The 17,679-nt window shown below is 45.0% G+C and carries 16 protein-coding genes; 11 read left to right on the forward strand and 5 right to left on the reverse strand.

The features are described from left to right. Nucleotides 1–58: 58 nt before the first annotated feature. A complete protein-coding gene (dprA, locus tag ACVBDU_RS14520) occupies nucleotides 59–1,207 on the reverse strand; it encodes a DNA-processing protein DprA (RefSeq protein WP_447180456.1) in 1,149 nt (382 codons plus the stop codon). Nucleotides 1,208–1,376: 169 nt separating this feature from the next. On the opposite strand from dprA, the gene ACVBDU_RS14525 reads away from it, so the two are divergent. The 3 genes from ACVBDU_RS14525 to ACVBDU_RS14535 all read left to right on the forward strand — a co-directional run bounded on the left by ACVBDU_RS14525 (nucleotide 1,377) and on the right by ACVBDU_RS14535 (nucleotide 3,584). Continuing rightward, on the forward strand, nucleotides 1,377–2,315 hold the full coding sequence (locus tag ACVBDU_RS14525) for an HU domain-containing protein (RefSeq protein WP_447180457.1): 939 nt from the start codon (nucleotides 1,377–1,379) through the stop codon (nucleotides 2,313–2,315). A gap of 217 nt (nucleotides 2,316–2,532) precedes the next feature. Next, entirely contained in the window at nucleotides 2,533–3,042 is a 510-nt protein-coding gene (locus ACVBDU_RS14530) for an acyl-CoA thioesterase (RefSeq protein WP_447180458.1), read from the forward strand. A 29-nt stretch (nucleotides 3,043–3,071) separates the two neighbouring features. Next, nucleotides 3,072–3,584, forward strand: coding sequence for a DUF1905 domain-containing protein (locus tag ACVBDU_RS14535; RefSeq protein ID WP_447180459.1), 513 nt, complete (start codon nucleotides 3,072–3,074; stop codon nucleotides 3,582–3,584). On the opposite strand, the gene ACVBDU_RS14540 is transcribed toward ACVBDU_RS14535, so the two are convergent. The 4 genes from ACVBDU_RS14540 to ACVBDU_RS14555 all read right to left on the reverse strand — a co-directional run bounded on the left by ACVBDU_RS14540 (nucleotide 3,581) and on the right by ACVBDU_RS14555 (nucleotide 7,413). Beyond that, entirely contained in the window at nucleotides 3,581–4,309 is a 729-nt protein-coding gene (locus ACVBDU_RS14540) for a metallophosphoesterase (protein ID WP_447180460.1), read from the reverse strand. The genes ACVBDU_RS14535 and ACVBDU_RS14540 overlap by 4 nt on opposite strands. Nucleotides 4,310–4,373: 64 nt before the next feature. Continuing rightward, entirely contained in the window at nucleotides 4,374–5,531 is a 1,158-nt protein-coding gene (locus ACVBDU_RS14545; protein ID WP_447180461.1) for an ATP-binding protein, read from the reverse strand. A 91-nt stretch (nucleotides 5,532–5,622) separates the two neighbouring features. Beyond that, nucleotides 5,623–6,411, reverse strand: coding sequence for an SDR family NAD(P)-dependent oxidoreductase (locus ACVBDU_RS14550; protein WP_447180462.1), 789 nt, complete (start codon nucleotides 6,409–6,411; stop codon nucleotides 5,623–5,625). Nucleotides 6,412–6,534: 123 nt separating this feature from the next. Continuing rightward, nucleotides 6,535–7,413, reverse strand: a complete 879-nt coding sequence (locus ACVBDU_RS14555; protein ID WP_447180463.1) for an aldo/keto reductase — start codon at nucleotides 7,411–7,413, stop codon at nucleotides 6,535–6,537. Between the two features lie 415 nt (nucleotides 7,414–7,828). On the opposite strand from ACVBDU_RS14555, the gene ACVBDU_RS14560 reads away from it, so the two are divergent. The 8 genes from ACVBDU_RS14560 (at nucleotide 7,829) to ACVBDU_RS14595 (ending at nucleotide 17,665) form a co-directional block, all read left to right on the forward strand. Continuing rightward, nucleotides 7,829–8,629: a DUF4382 domain-containing protein gene (locus ACVBDU_RS14560; protein WP_447180464.1), complete on the forward strand. Its 801-nt coding sequence runs from the start codon at nucleotides 7,829–7,831 to the stop codon at nucleotides 8,627–8,629. 352 nt (nucleotides 8,630–8,981) lie between these two features. Next, nucleotides 8,982–9,983 carry an AAA family ATPase gene (locus tag ACVBDU_RS14565; RefSeq protein WP_447180465.1) on the forward strand — a complete coding sequence of 334 codons (1,002 nt, stop codon included), beginning with the start codon at nucleotides 8,982–8,984 and terminating at the stop codon, nucleotides 9,981–9,983. 130 nt (nucleotides 9,984–10,113) lie between these two features. After that, nucleotides 10,114–10,980, forward strand: coding sequence for a DUF58 domain-containing protein (locus ACVBDU_RS14570; protein ID WP_447180466.1), 867 nt, complete (start codon nucleotides 10,114–10,116; stop codon nucleotides 10,978–10,980). A gap of 38 nt (nucleotides 10,981–11,018) precedes the next feature. Beyond that, nucleotides 11,019–12,683: a hypothetical protein gene (locus tag ACVBDU_RS14575; protein ID WP_447180467.1), complete on the forward strand. Its 1,665-nt coding sequence runs from the start codon at nucleotides 11,019–11,021 to the stop codon at nucleotides 12,681–12,683. A 2-nt stretch (nucleotides 12,684–12,685) separates the two neighbouring features. Then, the gene (locus tag ACVBDU_RS14580) at nucleotides 12,686–13,687 is read left to right on the forward strand and encodes a vWA domain-containing protein (RefSeq protein WP_447180468.1); all 1,002 of its coding nucleotides are present in this window, start codon (nucleotides 12,686–12,688) and stop codon (nucleotides 13,685–13,687) included. A gap of 106 nt (nucleotides 13,688–13,793) precedes the next feature. Beyond that, complete coding sequence (locus ACVBDU_RS14585) at nucleotides 13,794–14,837, forward strand: VWA domain-containing protein (RefSeq protein ID WP_447180469.1); 1,044 nt, start codon at nucleotides 13,794–13,796, stop codon at nucleotides 14,835–14,837. 38 nt (nucleotides 14,838–14,875) lie between these two features. Further along, entirely contained in the window at nucleotides 14,876–15,835 is a 960-nt protein-coding gene (locus ACVBDU_RS14590) for a tetratricopeptide repeat protein (protein WP_447180470.1), read from the forward strand. Nucleotides 15,836–15,886: 51 nt separating this feature from the next. Further along, the gene (locus tag ACVBDU_RS14595) at nucleotides 15,887–17,665 is read left to right on the forward strand and encodes a BatD family protein (protein WP_447180471.1); all 1,779 of its coding nucleotides are present in this window, start codon (nucleotides 15,887–15,889) and stop codon (nucleotides 17,663–17,665) included. Nucleotides 17,666–17,679 lie beyond the last annotated feature (14 nt).

Here is a 17,679-nt window from a genome sequence, read left to right on the forward strand (position 1 = left end):
TATGAAGTTAGAAGTACGAAGCAGGAAGTCAACTACCCCGGGGCGCGAACTCCCCGCTTTACTCCACCGCTTCGAATAATTTTCCCGGAAGGGGCCTCACCGCTCCTTTCATTTCCATATTCAGGAGGGTAGACGACACTTTATAGACCGGGATTCCGCATTGCAATGCAATTATATCGAGCAATTCCCTGCCATTCTCACTAAGAAAATCATAGATCGTTTTTTCCACATCATCCAATTCCATAAAAAGACCGGGCTGTACAACCCGCGACTTCCTGTCATTTATCCCGGTATGTTCTTCCGGAGCCGGATCTGCCCGTAACTCCCGGTGCCAGCCCATCACATAGATCAGATCCTCTACCGAAGTGAGCATATGCGCCTTCTGTCTTTTGATCAGGTTATTACACCCCGTACTATACCTGTCGTCCGTCCGGCCCGGCACAGCAAATATTTCCCTGTTATAGGAATGAGCGATGTCTGCCGTTACCAGGCTCCCGCCTTTTTCGGCAGATTCTATAACAATAGTCGCTTCGGACAACCCGGCAATGATACGGTTCCGCCTGAGGAAATTCTCCCTTTCGGGCTTGCTGCTGCTCCAGAAGTCGGTAACAAAGCCTCCGTTGGACTCTACCTGCTCAACATATTGCTTGTGTGCTTTGGGATATACCTGGTTCAGGCCATGAGCCAGGCAGCCTATGGTCTGCAAACCGTTTTTCATTGCGGCTTTTTGCGCGGTTATATCCACACCATAAGCAAACCCGCTGACAATAACCGGATCCAAAGGCGCCAGTTCGGCAATAAGACGTTCACAGAAATACCTTCCATATGTCGTAATTCGCCTGGTACCGACAATACTGATCATCTTTTTCCGCTTCAGATCCATGCTCCCGGAACTAAATAACAATACGGGACCATCTACACAGTGCTTCAACGCTTCCGGATAGTTTTCATCTTCGAAATACGCCCATCCCACACTATTTTCTTCTATAAAACGTAATTCCTCTTCCGCCGCACGGAGGTTTTCAGGTCTGCGAAGATTTTCCGTAACATATCTGCCCACACCGTTTATCTTTTGCAACAGGTCCGGCCGTTCTTCAAAGACGGCCCTCGCACTTCCGCAATGCGCAATAAGCTTTTTGGCAGTGATATCTCCTACTTTCGGGGCATATTGCAATGCGAGAATATAAAGCAATTCGGTTGCACTCATAACTTGGTTGGTTATCAGGTGTTTTAAAACAGAATTCTTTTTGGGGATGGTGGTATACCCCGTAAAAATAAGAATATTCTCCCAACCTGAACACCTGCAAACCACAACTGTTAATAAATTTTTAATCCCTCTTCTTTTACAACCCGGAAAAAATCGCCATCTTTGTTTTATGCAGTTAGATCACTACATCAGCGAGTTATTATACAGGTATTCATGCGTTACCGTTCCGGAATTCGGTTCATTTTTAACCCAGTTCAGGTCCGCAAGGATACACAATCATACTTTTTTTCCACCTTCGAAGGTTATTTCCTTTAACGCCCAACTCGTTTCCAACGACGGATTACTGATAAAACACATTTCCGAAACGGAAGGTATTCCGTACGAAGAAGCGACAAAAAACGTAAAGAAAGCTGCTCTTTCCTGGAGAGTACCGCTGGAGCAGGGAGAAAAGCTATTGCTGAAAAACATCGGTCTTCTCTGGCTTAACAAAGAAGGGAGCATACAATTCCAGCCATTCACCGAAACGAACTACCTGACGGATTCTTTCGGACTCAGTTCCGTAAGTTCGCGGGAGATTACCAGGGAGCTCCTCAAAGAGGAAGTGGAATTACTGGAGGAAAAAGTCCCCATACTTTTCACCCCGGAGAGACGTACACGAAAAAGGTCTTACCTTAAATACGCCGCTATTCTGCTGCTTTCTGTTTCTGTTGGCACCATAGGATACCAATCCTTGAAAATGAGACAACAAAAGGAACAGTTGCAAATACAGATGGCCGAACAGCAAGCACAGGAACAACTGCAAAAAACCATACAACAGGCCACTTTTTTCGACACTACACCCATGAGCCTGCCCTCCATTACACTTAAGGCAACGAAAAAACCTTTGTATTACGTAGTGGCAGGTGCATTCCGCGTGGAAGAAAATGCAGAAAAGAAAATGGAAGAGCTTTCGGCTAAAGGATATACCCCGGAGCGTCTCGATCCCACAAAATACGGCTTACACCAGGTAACCTTCGGAAGCTATACGAACGCCAGGGAAGCTATTAACTTTCTGAACAAGGTCAAACCCGAAGCTCCGGAAGCATGGCTCCTTATCTCCGAAAATTAACCCATACGCCTGCAGTAAAATACACCTCCGCCCCCTCTCCTGTCAGAGACAGGAAAGGAATATTAACAACCAGTTTCCGGCAACTCCTACACGAAGCCCGGGATATGAAAAACACATGTTAGACACTCCTTTTCTCGTGCCTTCCAAGAGGTCATAGGCTGTCATCTCCGATACATAATTTTTGTACATTTGCAAAAATTCATACACTTACACTACAATGCAAGCAAAAACTCCAGGAGAATCCAGAACTATAATGACCGACCTTGTCCTGCCCAGTGAGACAAATCCTCTGAACAACCTCTTCGGAGGGGAATTACTGGCAAGAATGGACAGGGCTGCCAGTATTGCTGCGCGAAGACATTCCAGAAGAATCGTAGTTACCGCATCCGTAAACCACGTGGCCTTTAACAGGGCAGTCCCCCTGGGCAGTGTGGTTACCGTAGACGCTGCGGTATCCAGGGCCTTTAAAAGCTCCATGGAAGTTTTTATAGATGTCTGGATAGAAGACCGGGAAAGTGGCTCCAGGACAAAAGCCAACGAAGCCATATATACGTTTGTAGCGGTAGATGAAACAGGGAGACCTGTCACCGTCCCTTCCATAAAACCGGAAACCGACCTGGATAAATCACGTTTCGATGCGGCTTTACGTCGTAAACAACTCAGCCTGGTTCTCGCGGGCAAGATGAAACCCAATGACGCCACGGAGCTAAAAGCACTCTTCGTATAATTACGGCAAAGCTATTATAAACCTTGCCTATGGAAACCTTTTCTTCCGTCCTGGTAAAAATCGATTCCCCGCTATGGACACTCATTGCCCCGGTACCGGATGCCATAGCAAAGACATTGATCGCAAAGACCACGGATAAAAGAGTACTGTGCACCATGAACGGCAAGGTGAAGAAACATTGCGCCCTCATGCCCAGAGGGGACGGCTCGTATTATATATTGATAAACAAAAAGGAATTAAAGCAGCTCGGGCTGCATCCGAACGAAGAAATACACCTTGCACTGGAACCGGACACTTCCACCTACGGCATGCCTATGGACGACGAGTTCCGGGCAGTTCTGGATTCCGATCCCGAAGGAGAACATTTTTTCGAAGCACTGACACCAGGGAAAAAGCGGACCCTTCTCCATATTGTCCATACCGTAAAAGACGGACAGCGAAAAATACACCGTTCCGTCATTATCATAGACCACCTCAAAATGACAGGCGGAAAAATAGATTTCAAACTACTCTACCGGCAGTTTAAAGAGCGAAAATTTTAATTTCTCCCGTTCTCCCCGGGATACAATTCCCACACCGGATCGCTTTGCCAGAATACTTTACTATCCACATCCATAATGGTAAGCGGACCCTTAAAGGCCGCTCCGGTATCTACATTCCAGATATTCGCCGCATTTACCGGGGTCATTTTCCCAATTCGTGTAACGGGGGTATGCCCTATATAGATTTCGTTGTAATGCGATAGCCTTGCCGGATACCGGTATTCTTCCTTATCCAGGGAAGTATCGAGAGACAATGCCATTTCCCACAGGGTCCTGTCCCAGTAAAACATTTCCGGGAAATACTCGTGTTCCACTCCCCGGAGATTTGTAAAACCGGCATGCAGAAACAACCTGTTTTCGGCATCCAGGTGGTAGTTATGCAACCGATCTAAAAAATCCATGTGCCGCTTCCTGGTAGCTTCCCCTATACCCCGATACGCATCTTTGGTGGCCTGCCCGCCATGGTACAGCCACTGCTCGTTACTCTCCCCCTTCCGGAGCCATTTATAACAAAAATCGTCGTGATTTCCTTGTAGAAACAAGCACGTACGGGTATTTTCAAGCTCCAGAAGAAAATCTATAACCTGCGGAGATTCGCTCCATCCGTCTACATAATCCCCCAGAAAAACCAAAGTATCTTCTTTCTTAATTTCCACTCTTTCGAGAACCTGCTCCAGTGCCCGCAGAGCTCCGTGAATGTCTCCAATAACAAATGTCTTACTCATTTTAATCTTTTCTGTTCTGTCCGTACATCCCCAGACTCTTTCCTTAAAGCCGGAAAGGATATATTTAACTATACTTCACTTTTCGCAATACCCTCAGCGACTCTTTCAGAGATTCGTATACGCTACGGTCGTATTCTTTCACAATTCCGCGGTATTTTTCCAGTTTTTCTTTAGCATCTTCAAATCCGTTCAGCGCACATATCAAGTAGGTTGCCGGCAAGTTTTCCACATCTTTTTTTTCGGCAGCACCAAGAGAAATCCCTTTCTTTATTTTCTCCAGCAACACATTATTGGTATTATACACGTGATGCAGTAATTTCTTGTCGTACTGCGGGGGTTCAAAAATAAGAATACTGTCTATTTTATAGGAACCGTTATCGTTAAACGTTATAGTTACGGTTTCCAGCGGGTAGTATTTCCGCTGATGATTGAGTCCCAGGTGTATGTATTCGGTAGTAGAAAAGGAATTGTCATCCGTTTTTATCTCCACCTCATCCAATGCAGAGTAAAACAACCGTACCTGTTCATTAATAAGTTCTATATCCACCCGCGAATAATAAACTTTCTCCGTTCCCTTGACTCCGGGCTCACTTACCTTTTTGGTTATTCCGGCCCAACAGACCACAAATTGCTCTTTGAACACCTTGTAATGGGATTCCAGGTCCCGGTGCTTATTGTTTATAAAATCTATGACCCCGTTCAGGGTAAGTTCTATGTTATTCCGGGCATGCTGCTCTATCTCCGCTACCACTTTGGAATTGGTGTCCTTTATTTTTATATCGAACACCTTGGGCATACTCATACTGCCGTCCCTGAAGAAAACAGACCCGCCATAATATTTCCAGATATTCCTGCGCAGGGAGCACAGCTTTCCGTTGGACCGTATGGTCACCAATCCTACGACTTTGCCTTCGGGCAGGTGCGGGAACGGAATATTTTCATAGGAAATAAGGGGAGGATTATCCAGGTAGGCATTGACGAGATTCTGTATTTTGCTGTCGTCAAAGAAGTCGGTCCCGACTATAATATTATCTTCGTCCTCCACTCCCACCACGATAAAGGAGTTATTATTGGGATTGGAATTTGCAAGTGCACAGACATGTTTCAGAAATTTAGCCTTCCCTTCTCTTTCGCCAATATTGATGAAACGCTTTTTATCGTAAAAGCTGTTTTCATCGTTATGTGCCAAAAGGTTTTTTACTAAAAGGCGTTTGTTAATCATGGCTGTCTTGTAACACTGCCGGACATTTCCACATCAAAACGATCGTTTCCAACCATTGCTGCGAAATCTCATCCGGGCATTTTTTTCTTTTTTACATATTCGTTTTATGCACCAGTTTACTACTGGCCTGCGCTGTCGGAAACACCAGCAGATCCGCAATGTTTACATGGTAGGGCCTGGTAACCACAAACCGGATAATATCGGCTATATCCTCTGCCTGAAGAGATTTAAACCCCTGGTACACCGTATCCGCCCTGCCTTCGTCTCCTTTAAACCTGACTTTGCTGAATTCGGTTTCCACAAGCCCCGGATGTATGGCCCCGACCCTTATCCCGCTTGCATTCATGTCGATCCGCATTCCCTGTGTTATGGCATCTACGGCGTGTTTACTGGCGCAGTATACATTGCCGTCTGCATACACTTCTTTAGCCGCTACGGACCCTATATTAATTATATGTCCTTTTTGCCGGTTAACCATTTGCGGCATTACCGCCCTGGAAACATACAAAAGCCCCTTGACATTACTGTCTATCATAGCATCCCAGTCGTCCATATTTCCGGACTGAACAGGATCGAGCCCATGGGCATTGCCGGCATTGTTTACAAGTATATCAATTTCCGAAAATGACACGGGAAGGCTCTCTATAGCTTCAAAAACTTCTTTCCTCCGGCTCACATCGAACTGCAGGGTATGTACATCGGTAAAACCAGCCAACTCTATTTTAAGATTTTCCAGACGGTCCGGTCTCCTGCCACATAGCACCAGCCGTATCCCTTCCCGGGCAAAAGCCCTTGCCGTAGCTCTTCCTATACCGCTGGTTGCCCCCGTTATAAGGGCTGTGAGTTGCCGTTGTTTATCATCGTGTTTTTCCTCATTCATCGTATTCTGAACATTATTCTGTTGTTAATCTGTTTTTATATTATCAATCAACTAACTCGGGGCAATCCCGATAATTATCGGGATCAGGACAGGCATTGGGAAATAAGACCCATTTAATGGGATTTACGGAACTTTGTGTCCCTGGCTGGCTACGAGTAACGAAAACCAATCTTCTGTTTCCATATCTACCTCCGGAGCTTTTACCGCATTGATTATCCGTTCCGGGGAGGTTGTACCTATCACCGGGTGTATCCCTGCCGGATGTTTCAGTATCCAGGCCAGCAAAAGCTGGTCGGCCGAAACGCGATATTTCACCACCAGGTCCATTAAAAGTTGCTGTATCCTGTCCGTTAGCTGTGTTTTCTCACGAAATGTTCTTCCCAGAGGGCTCCATGCCATAGGAAGTATCCCTTTCACCATCAAATAGTCCAGGGTTCCGTTATGCATGGCATCAAATTCGGTAATGGAAAATTCTATCTGGTTTGCACTCACCTCTACAACGGCCCCAATAAGATCCATCTGCGAAGGGGTAAAGTTTGACACCCCGAAATCTTTGATCTTACCTGAAAAACGCAACTTCTCCACCGCCGTGGCTATTTCACCCGGGTCCATCAAAGGACTCGGACGGTGCAGCAATAACAAGTCCAGGTAATCCGTACGGAGGTTACGAAGCGACTGTTCTACGGATTCCACAATATAGTCGGCCGTATAATTGTAGTGCTTTATCTTATTGTCCCGATTTTCACATACGTACTGAATTCCACACTTGGAAATCAACTGAATATCCTCTCTTGCGATACTACTTTTCGCATAAGCTTTCCCGAACTCTTCTTCTGTTGTATATCCGCCGTAAATGTCGGCATGGTCAAAAGTAGTTATCCCATTTTCCAGGCAATGGTACATACGCTCTTCCATTTCTTTCCCCGATAGCTTTTTCCCCCAACTTCCCCAGGTCATCGTACCTGCAATAATCCTGGAAAATTCTATTTTTTCATCTTTCATAAAAAAACGATTGTTTACGGCTGTCCTCAAATTACGGTAAATACCGGCACATACAACATGCCAGGTTAACCGTTATCACGGTGAACTATTTTACGATTTTTCCGGTTCGTATCACATTCCCGTGTATAAAAGTAACACTTTATTCTATAGGCATCCGTGAACAATATATTAAAAATTAAACCGTTTCAACATAAGATTCTCACATGTGGAATTACTTATTGAAATGATCGTTAACCTTTTTAGAAAATTTGTTTTTTATAATTAGTTAAAGAGTTGATAACACCGGTAAACCAAAAAATACAGGTATTTTCTCAGACAGTCTCTTAACTTTTTTACTCGTTCCCTTTTTAGCTGTCTTTACAGTAACCACAAAAAGCTTAACGACGAGTTCATTAACTAACAAACACCAGACATTATGAAACATTTAAAATTCCTAGCGATTGTCATGTTTTCCGGCATGTTTCTGATTACTTCGTGCAGCGATGACGATGACAATAACGAACAAACAGCCAGGGTATCGGTTAAACTGACAGATGCTCCCGGCGATTACGAAGCCGTTAACATCGATGTACAGGATGTACAAATCAAATGGGAAAACAGTGACGGAGAAGACAATTGGGAGAGCATAGGCCCGGTTGAAGCTAAGGTCTATAACCTTCTGGAACTTACCGGAGGAATCAATGCCCTTCTTGTTGAGAATGATATTCCCGCGGGAAAATTAGAGCAAATGCGCCTGGTACTGGGAAATGAAAATAGTCTTGTTATAGACGCAACGGAAATTCCGCTTACAACACCAAGTGCCCAACAGTCGGGTTTAAAACTTAATATACATGAAACTCTCGAAGCGGGTTTTACCTATAATTTTATACTTGATTTTGACGTAGAACAATCTATTGTAAACGCCGGAACTTCCGGTCAATTTATTCTTAAACCGGTAATACGGGTAAGTACGGAAGTTTCATCCGGAATTATTACCGGCACAGTATCTCCAGCGGATTTTCAGGTGTTGGCTTCGGTAGAAACCGGCGAAGGAGAAATTATTTCCGCTTACACCGATACGGATGGTGCATTTTCACTTTACGGTGTACCGGAAGGCACTTATACGGTAACTTTACTACCGGATTCCGAATCAGGGCTATCTGTGGTAAACATTGAAAATATAACTGTCACGAACGGAGAAATATCGGATATCGGCACTATAGATCTCGACATGTAAAACAAACAAATCCGGGAAGGGCCTGAAATTGTTCGTACGAGGCACCTTTCCGGATTTCTTATTCCCATCAATTATAAAAGAAGAGCGTAAACCCGCCGATAAAAAAACAACCCACGATCAAACACCCCTTCCTATTCCGATTTATTTACTTATTTCCTTAAATTCTTCTCTAAAATTTCCCGGAAATTATTCACGGTCGTTAATTTATCATAATTTTTTGCAAAGAGTACGTTATTAGCGAAATACTATTTTATTTTTTAACTATAAATTAACTGTCCGGTTCTAAATTAATTTTTCAATTTGCATCGTAATAGCTAGGTTTAGTATATTCACGGCGGAAAAAATTAAATCGATGGAAGATAACAGGACTTCAGATATTGGTCTTATCAATGAAAAAATACAAAAAGAGAGTGCTTTTGTCGACCTATTGACCTTGGAAATGAACAAGGTCATTGTGGGGCAGAAGCACATGGTAGAACGGCTGTTGATCGGGCTTCTGGCACAGGGGCATATTCTCCTGGAAGGAGTTCCGGGACTGGCAAAGACCCTAGCCATTAATACGCTTGCCAAAGCAGTGCACGGTAGTTTCAGCAGGATACAGTTCACCCCGGACCTGCTTCCGGCCGATGTGGTCGGAACTATGATCTACAACATTAAAGAAAATGATTTTTCTATCAAAAAGGGGCCTATCTTCGCGAATTTCGTCCTGGCGGATGAAATAAACAGGGCTCCGGCCAAGGTGCAGTCTGCACTTCTGGAAGCCATGCAGGAGAAACAGGTTACCATTGGAGATGAAACTTTCATCCTGGACAAACCATTCCTGGTAATGGCCACCCAAAACCCGGTAGAGCAGGAAGGTACTTATCCGCTTCCCGAAGCACAGGTAGACCGTTTTATGCTGAAAACCGTCATAGACTATCCGAAACTGGACGAGGAACAACTCATTATCAGGGCCAACCTGAAAGGTGCTTTCGAACAGGTTAATCCCGTAGTTTCCCTGGAGCAGATACTCCGTGCTCAACAAGCAATGCGGGAAGTTTATATGGACGAAAAAATCGAAAAGTACATTCTGGATATCATTTTCGCAACACGATACCCGGAAAAATACAAATTATCCGATATAAAACCTCTCATCAACTTCGGGGCTTCACCAAGGGGAAGTATTAACCTGGCCAGTGCGGCCAAGTGTTATGCTTTCATTAAGCGCAGGGGCTATGTAATCCCCGAAGATGTAAGAGCGGTAGTTCACGATGTCCTTCGCCACAGAATAGGTATTACCTACGAAGCGGAAGCCGAAAATATAACTTCTGTGGATATCATCAATAAAATTGTAAATGAAGTAGAAGTTCCCTAGAAAATGTCGGTCTTATATTGCAAAAGATGACTATTTTTTCTCCTAAGGGAATAATGAAACAGATAAATACGTCTAGCTCCTGAGTTAGATCGTAAAAAACCCTCCCCCGGAGGGAACAGGAAGGGCCAGTATGGATACCAAAGAACTACTTAAGAAAGTCAGGAAAATAGAGATCAAGACACGCCGGTTGTCCGATCATATCTTTGGAGGCGAATACCACTCTACCTTCAAAGGAAGGGGTATGACATTCAGTGAAGTCCGCCAATACCAGTTCGGTGATGATGTGCGTAATATAGACTGGAATGTCACCGCCCGGTACAACGAACCTTATATTAAGGTATTTGAAGAAGAACGGGAACTCACTATGATGCTTATTGCAGATGTGAGCGGCAGCCAGTTTTTCGGTACCACTGCACAGTTCAAAAACGAAATAATCACAGAAATAGCTGCCACCCTGGCTTTTTCTGCCCTGCAGAACAACGACAAGATAGGACTTATTCTTTTTTCCGATAAAATAGAGTTGTACATCCCCCCGAAAAAGGGAAAATCGCATGTACTCCGCATTATTCGCGAACTACTGGAATTCAAGTCCGAAAGCAAAAGAACCGATGTTGGCGAAGCCCTCAAATTCCTGTCGAACGTAATGAAGAAAAAAGCTATCGTCTTTGTCCTTTCGGACTTCATGGCCGAAGATTACAACCACACCCTGAAGATCGTAGGTAAAAAACACGATATTACCGGTATCCGTGTGTATGACAGACACGAGGAGAGCCTTCCAAACCTGGGGCTTATCATGGCCGAGGACGAAGAAACCGGAGAGCTTGTCGCCGTAAACACCGGGTCTAAAAAAGTACGGAACAATTATGCGGCCTATCACCAAGAACGGGTAAGTTATTTCCAGAATTCCTTTACCAAGAACGGCGCCGGGATACTGAGCAACAGGGTAGACGAAAGTTATGTAAAAAAATTACTGGGATATTTCAAAAGAAGAACGTAAAGCAGTACAGGCCACAGGTAAAAATTTAAGAACGTTTCATGATCAAAGATCTTTTCACCATAAAAAAAAGACTTTTTCTCCTTCGTAAAGGAGCAGGGGCGCTTTTGGCCGCAATGCTCCTCTTTGCACCGATACGTTCCGTTGCCCAGGATGCTCCCAGGGTGACTTCCGAAATTGATTCTACCCGGATGCGGATCGGTGAACAACTGCACTTCGAAATTGCCGTGGATGCGGATAGTACGGCGCTTGTCGTATTCCCGGAAGGACAGACTTTCAGTCCCCTGGAAATGGTGAAAGCTGCCGACATAGACACCTTTCGCAACAAAGACAGGGTAAACCTCATACGAAAATACGCGCTTACCCAGTTCGATTCCGGCCACTATACCCTTCCCAGACAAAAAGTTATTGTCAACAACAAGGAATTTTATACCGATTCCCTGCAGATCATGGTGAGTGATATTGCCGTAGACACTACTGCACAGAAAATGTACGATATAAAGCCACTCACGGAAGTATCCGGGAATTATTCCGGATGGGTCCGGTATATTATCTGGGCTATCGTAATACTGGCCATTGCCGGAGCGCTCATATACTGGTTTTTCATTCGTAAAAAACCTCTTACCCAGGAAGAAAAAGAAGCTCTTCTCCCTCCCTTCGACAAGGCTTTGCTCGGGCTTAAAAAACTGGAAGAATCCCGTTACCTGATACAATCCCAGTACAAAGAATACTATTCCGAACTCACTAATATCGTCAGGGCTTATCTCGAAGAAGAAGTTCATATTTCCGCCATGGAAAGCACCACCGAAGAACTGGTGACCAAACTGGAAATGATGCAACAGGCCGGAAGGCTGAACCTGGAAAAGGACACAATAAACAACTTTAAAAACGTACTGCAGAAAGCAGACCTGGTGAAATTCGCAAGGTCCAGGCCCGATACGCATGTCGCCGAAGAGGACCGCAAGGTCATAGAAAATGTAGTAGTACGGACCAAAGAAGCCATTCCGGAACCCACGGAAGAAGAATTGCTGCAGCGCGAAGAATACATAGCCGAACTGGAGCGAAAACGCCGCAAAAAAAGAAAAATCACCATAGTAATAGCAGCAGCCTGCCTGTTACTTCTTGCAACCGGAGGTACTGTTGTCTATTACGGCTTTACCCAGGTTAAAGATACCGTTTTCGGACACCCTACCCGCGAACTGCTCAACGCCGAATGGGTAACGAGCGAATACGGCTACCCTGCCGTTGTACTGGAAACCCCGAAGGTGTTGCGACGAACCGAAGTAGAACTGCCCGATGCCCTTAAACAGATTATAAGTACCAACCAGACATTTAGCTATGGCGGGCTTATCGGCAATTTTCATATTTCCGCAAGTGTAACCACTTTTCGCGAAGGTGTGGAATTCAACATGGAAGATGCCATACAGGGATCTGTCGGCACTATGGAACAGCAGGGAGCGAAAAATATCATCGTCAAGCAAGACGAATTCACCACGCCTTCCGGGAAAAAGGGAATTAAAGTTCACGGCAGTATGGACATTACCCTTCCCGGCAGTGAAAAAACCGTAAAAGGAGAATACATCATATTGAATTTTAACGAAAAAGGAGCATTCCAACAGGTCATTATTATTCACAGACAAGATGACCGTTATGCTAAGGATATCGAGAACAGGATCGTGAATTCCATCGATTTTAAAAACCAATAAAAATGCTGGAGAACATTCAATTTGCCAATCCGCAATTCTTCTGGTTGCTTTTATTGCTTCCTCTGGCTGTCGTATGGTATTTGCTCAAGAGGAAAAAGGAAACGGCCTCCCTGAAGATATCGTCCGTAAAAGGTTTTAAAGCCGGCGGTTCCATATTACCCCGGTTAAAACCGCTGCTTTTTGTTATGCGCCTGCTCGCACTTGCAGCACTTATTACGGCAATGGCCAGGCCGCAAATCCTGGATATATCTTCCAGGACCAAAACTTCCAGGGGAATCGATATTGTTATGGCGCTCGATTTTTCCTCCAGTATGCTGGCAAAGGACCTGAAACCCAATCGCCTTATAGCCCTCAAAGAAGTAGTGGCCGAATTCATAAAAAACAGGCCCACCGACAGGATAGGCCTGGTGGCCTACGCGGGAGAAAGTTATACTCCTATCCCCGTCACCAGCGATAAAGCACTGGTGTTGAACACACTGGAACAATTGGATTTTCAAACCCTGAGAGATGGTACCGCCATAGGTATGGGACTGGCGACGGCTGTAAACCGTCTTAAAGACAGTAAAGCAGAAAGCAAAGTAATTATCCTGCTTACGGACGGTGTGAACAATACAGGAGTTATAGAGCCCCTTACCGCCACGGAACTCGCCAAAGAATACCGGATAAAAACGTATACCATAGGACTGGGAACCAACGGCATGGCAATGACCCCCGTAGCATACAACCCCGACGGTTCTTTTCGCTACGGCATGCAAAAAGTGGAAATCGACGAAAAATTGCTGAAAGATATTGCCAAAGAGACCGGGGGTAAATATTTCCGGGCGACCAACAACAGGAAACTCGAAGAGATATACGAAGAGATCAACCAACTGGAGACCACCGAAATAGAAGAATTCAAGTATTATAATTACGATGAAAAATTCCGGCCGCTGGCTTTACTTGCAGGAGTGTTATTGTTTCTCGAATTATTAATGCGTTATACAGTATTCAGAAGTTTTGTGTAATTTGATAACCTGTTAACCGGATTGGCAAGATGTTTGGACAACCGTACAAAAGAGCGTGAAACAGACGCCGGAACGATGAACGATAGATAAACCATAAACACAACGGATGTACGTACTGGAAGAAAAAATATATTTTTATCTGCTCGCCATAATTCCATTGGTGGTGTTGCTCTTTCTTTTTCTGCAATTGTGGAAGAAAAGAACGCAGAAAAAATTTGCGGATACTTCTCTGCTGAAAAGGCTGAGCCCGGACACTTCCACCTTTAAACCCCTGCTGAAGCTCATTACCCTGTTGCTTGCCTTCACCTGTATGGCTTTTGCCCTGGTAAACCCGAAAATAGGCACAAAACTCGAAACGGTAAAAAGAGAAGGAGTCGATATCGTGTTTGCCGTAGACGTATCTAAAAGTATGCTCGCGGAAGATATTACCCCAAACAGGCTGGAAAAAGCCAAACGGCTAATTTCCGAGGTCATCGACCAGCTGGCAGGCGATCGTATCGGTATTATTGCTTATGCGGGAGAAGCCTTCCCTCAACTACCGATAACCACCGATTACGCGGCAGCCAAAATGTTCCTCCAGGGCATGAATACAGACATGCTCTCTTCGCAGGGAACCGCCATCGGGGAAGCTATTAACATGGCTCAAGGCTATTTCAATGATGAAGAACAGACCAATAAAATACTGGTTATTGTTTCCGACGGTGAAGACCATGAGAAAAGTATAGACCGGGCTATAGACGAGATCAATCAAAAAGGCATCCGTATTGTTACCATAGGTGTAGGTACTCCCAAAGGAGGCCCTATTCCCATAAAACGAAACGGCATTACCGAGACCTACAAAAAGGACCGGCAGGGCGAAGTGGTGATTACCAAACTGGATGAAGACACCCTCAAAGAAATAGCCCAGGAAAGTAACGGGGAATACATTGACGGCGGAAACACTTCCGATGTGGTCTCTTTTATGAAGGACTACCTCGGCCAGATGGATAAAAAGGAATACGAAACAAAACAGTTTGCCGACTACAAAAGTCAGTTCCAATGGTTTTTGGGGGCAGCTATTTTATTTTTAATTTTAGACCTCCTGTTTCTGGAAAGAAAGACCGCCTGGGTGCGGAAGCTTAACCTGTTTAATGAAAAGAATGAAAAATAATGCCCGTTTAACCTGTTAACTTCTTAAATTACCAAAAGATGACTGTTTTTTCCATGTATAGCGCCACAACCATGTATCCCTCCCACACCAGGAGAGCAACAAGGGTATACGGGCTTACCGCTACCTTGTTTTTCTCTTTTGTTCTCAGCTATGCCCAGGAAAAAGGAAAAGATAAGGACGCAGAAAAAGCAATTCAGGCATCCGAAAGTCTCACTTATGAAGCTAATCAGAAGCTCGCCCGGGACGATTTTGAAGATGCGGAAGTCAGTTACAGAAAGGCCATAGCCAAAAATGCCGAAAATGCTACTGCCAGATACAACCTGGGAAATGCCTATTATCGCAGGGAAAATCTCGGCGAAGCATTTACCCGCTACAAACAGGCAGGGGAAACCGCAGGTACCCGGGAAGAAAAGCACAAAGCGTATCACAACCTGGGCAACGTGTTTATGAAAAACAAAGAATACCAGAAAGCGATAGAAGCTTATAAAGAAGCTCTCCGAAATGACCCTGCGGACGAAGAAACCAGGTACAACCTTGCACTGGCCAAAGAAATGCTGGAGAAAAATCCGCCCGAAGACAATAGCGACGATAAGGACAACAAAGACCAGGATCAGGACAAAGACAAACAGGATCAGGACAAAGACAAACAGGATCAGGACAAAGACAAACAGGACCAGGATAAGCAAGATCAGGACAAAGGCGGCGAAGACAACAAAGACCAGGGAGACAAAGGAGATGATGAGCAACAGCAACCGGAGGACGATAAGGAACAAGGGGACAAAGGAGATGATGAACAGGGTGAAAACGAAAATGATCAGGATGAAAAGGGCCAGCCGGAAGAAGGACAGGGAGAACCACAGCCCGGACAGAGCGAACTGTCTCCGCAACAAATACAGGCCCTGTTAGACGCCATGGGCAGAGAAGAAAAACGGGTACAGGACAAGTTAAACGCGAAAAAGGCCAAAGGAGCAAAAACATCGACCGAAAAAGACTGGTAATCTTCGGAAGTGATCCGGCCATACCGGGAAATTAATGCCATTTAGAACACTATGATCCTAAAAAAAAGCATATATATACTATTCGCACTACTGTTATTTACGTCGCTTTGTTTTGCACAGGAAGAAACAGTTCAGTTCGAAGCCAACGTCAGCAAAGAAAAGCTGGGGGTTAACGAGCGGTTGCGTGTAGATTTTAAAATGAACAAGGACGGGGATAACTTTACCCCTCCGGATTTTGAAGGCTTTACCGTAGTCATGGGACCTAACCAGTCCGTAAGCCACTCCTGGATAAACGGCAAACGCAGTTTTTCCAAAACCTACTCTTATGTTCTGGCCCCGGTAAGCAGGGGAAAATTTACCATCAAACAGGCTACGATAGAAATTAGCGGCAACACGTATAAAACCATGCCCGTAACCGTTGAAGTTATGGCTGCCGTGGACAATCCGGGTGAAGAAAACAGCCCGGCGGCCATTGCAGAAGACAAACTGCACCTGGTAGCAGAAGTCTCTAAAGCAGCCCCCTACCTCAACGAAGCGATTACCGTCGTTTATAAACTTTATGTAAGTCCGGACACCAACGTATCCGACTTCCGCCCCCTGGACAACCCGACTTACAACAATTTCTGGAGCCAGGAAATAGAAATTCCGCGTTTTGAAGTCAAGAATGGCACCTATCAGGGAAAACCCTATCGCTATGTCGTTCTCAAACAGGTAGTATTATACCCGCAGAAAAAAGGCCAACTGAGCCTGGAGCCCCTTTCCCTGGATGTGACGGTAGACGTGCCTACCAACAAGAGAGATATATTCGGAGGACGTCTTTACACCCAGGCCCACAAAACGGTCTCTGCCGGAAAACGGACTATCAACGTCAAAGCGCTTCCAGAGCAGGGCAAACCCGCAAATTTCAGCGGTGCGGTTGGGAAATTCAGCTTTAAGGTAACTCCTTCCAAAAGTTCTTTAAAAGCTTCCGAATCGTTCCAGTTAAGGGTAGAAGTACAGGGAAAAGGTAATTTTAAGCTGTTTTCCCTTCCAAAAATGGAACTTCCCAGCTCTATGGAGGTATACAGCCCGGAATTCAAGGAAAACATTTCTACCTCCCTCTCCGGTATGTCCGGCTCCGTCTCGGATAACTACACGGTAGTACCGCAGTTTAAAGGCCAGTATACCATTCCGGATATTACATTCTCGTATTTCGATCCGTCAACGGCATCCTATCAGACCATCCGTTCGGAACAGGCTACCGTAAATGTAACGGAAGGCCCGTTGCAGGCAACTGCTGCCGATCCGGGATTACCCAGAAATACCAAGCAAAGTGTTATTGCCGCCGACAGCCAGTTCCGGTTTATCAAACTTTCCCCTTCCCTGAAACCTGTGGAAACCAGTGATCTCTTCGGATCCGGTTTGTTCTACACCCTCCTGTTATTACCGTTTCTCTTTATTCCGATTGCCATATTTGCCATAAAAAAGAAACAAAAGATTTCGGCGGATGTACAGGGTAACAAAATACGGAAAGCAAATAAACTCGCCAGGAAATACCTGTCCGAAGCACGTAAGGCCCTGGGCAAAAAAGAAGATTTCTATATTGCGCTCGAAAAGGCCCTGCACAACTATCTGAAGGCGAAGTTACATATCGAGACTTCTGAGTTCAGCAAAGAAAAAATAACAGCGCTGCTCCACGAAAAAGAAGTAGACCCGCAAAGCACGGAAGGCTTTATAGGCCTTCTCCAAAGCTGTGAACTCGCCCGGTACACTCCCGCATCGGAAGTGACCATGCAACAGGATTACGAAAAAGCAGTTGCCGTAATTTCTCAGATGGACAAGCAGATCTGAAGCACAATAAACAG

Source organism: Sinomicrobium endophyticum, assembly GCF_052983315.1.

Excerpts from the sequence above, each read along its gene's own strand:
- dprA (WP_447180456.1), bottom strand. The coding sequence starts at position 1,207 with ATGAGTGCAACCGAATTGCTTTATATTCTCGCATTGCAATATGCCCCG.
- ACVBDU_RS14525 (WP_447180457.1), top strand. The coding sequence starts at position 1,377 with ATGCAGTTAGATCACTACATCAGCGAGTTATTATACAGGTATTCATGC.
- ACVBDU_RS14530 (WP_447180458.1), top strand. The coding sequence starts at position 2,533 with ATGCAAGCAAAAACTCCAGGAGAATCCAGAACTATAATGACCGACCTT.
- ACVBDU_RS14535 (WP_447180459.1), top strand. The coding sequence starts at position 3,072 with ATGGAAACCTTTTCTTCCGTCCTGGTAAAAATCGATTCCCCGCTATGG.
- ACVBDU_RS14540 (WP_447180460.1), bottom strand. The coding sequence starts at position 4,309 with ATGAGTAAGACATTTGTTATTGGAGACATTCACGGAGCTCTGCGGGCA.
- ACVBDU_RS14545 (WP_447180461.1), bottom strand. The coding sequence starts at position 5,531 with ATGATTAACAAACGCCTTTTAGTAAAAAACCTTTTGGCACATAACGAT.
- ACVBDU_RS14550 (WP_447180462.1), bottom strand. The coding sequence starts at position 6,411 with ATGAATGAGGAAAAACACGATGATAAACAACGGCAACTCACAGCCCTT.
- ACVBDU_RS14555 (WP_447180463.1), bottom strand. The coding sequence starts at position 7,413 with ATGAAAGATGAAAAAATAGAATTTTCCAGGATTATTGCAGGTACGATG.
- ACVBDU_RS14560 (WP_447180464.1), top strand. The coding sequence starts at position 7,829 with ATGAAACATTTAAAATTCCTAGCGATTGTCATGTTTTCCGGCATGTTT.
- ACVBDU_RS14565 (WP_447180465.1), top strand. The coding sequence starts at position 8,982 with ATGGAAGATAACAGGACTTCAGATATTGGTCTTATCAATGAAAAAATA.
- ACVBDU_RS14570 (WP_447180466.1), top strand. The coding sequence starts at position 10,114 with ATGGATACCAAAGAACTACTTAAGAAAGTCAGGAAAATAGAGATCAAG.
- ACVBDU_RS14575 (WP_447180467.1), top strand. The coding sequence starts at position 11,019 with ATGATCAAAGATCTTTTCACCATAAAAAAAAGACTTTTTCTCCTTCGT.
- ACVBDU_RS14580 (WP_447180468.1), top strand. The coding sequence starts at position 12,686 with ATGCTGGAGAACATTCAATTTGCCAATCCGCAATTCTTCTGGTTGCTT.
- ACVBDU_RS14585 (WP_447180469.1), top strand. The coding sequence starts at position 13,794 with ATGTACGTACTGGAAGAAAAAATATATTTTTATCTGCTCGCCATAATT.
- ACVBDU_RS14590 (WP_447180470.1), top strand. The coding sequence starts at position 14,876 with ATGACTGTTTTTTCCATGTATAGCGCCACAACCATGTATCCCTCCCAC.
- ACVBDU_RS14595 (WP_447180471.1), top strand. The coding sequence starts at position 15,887 with ATGATCCTAAAAAAAAGCATATATATACTATTCGCACTACTGTTATTT.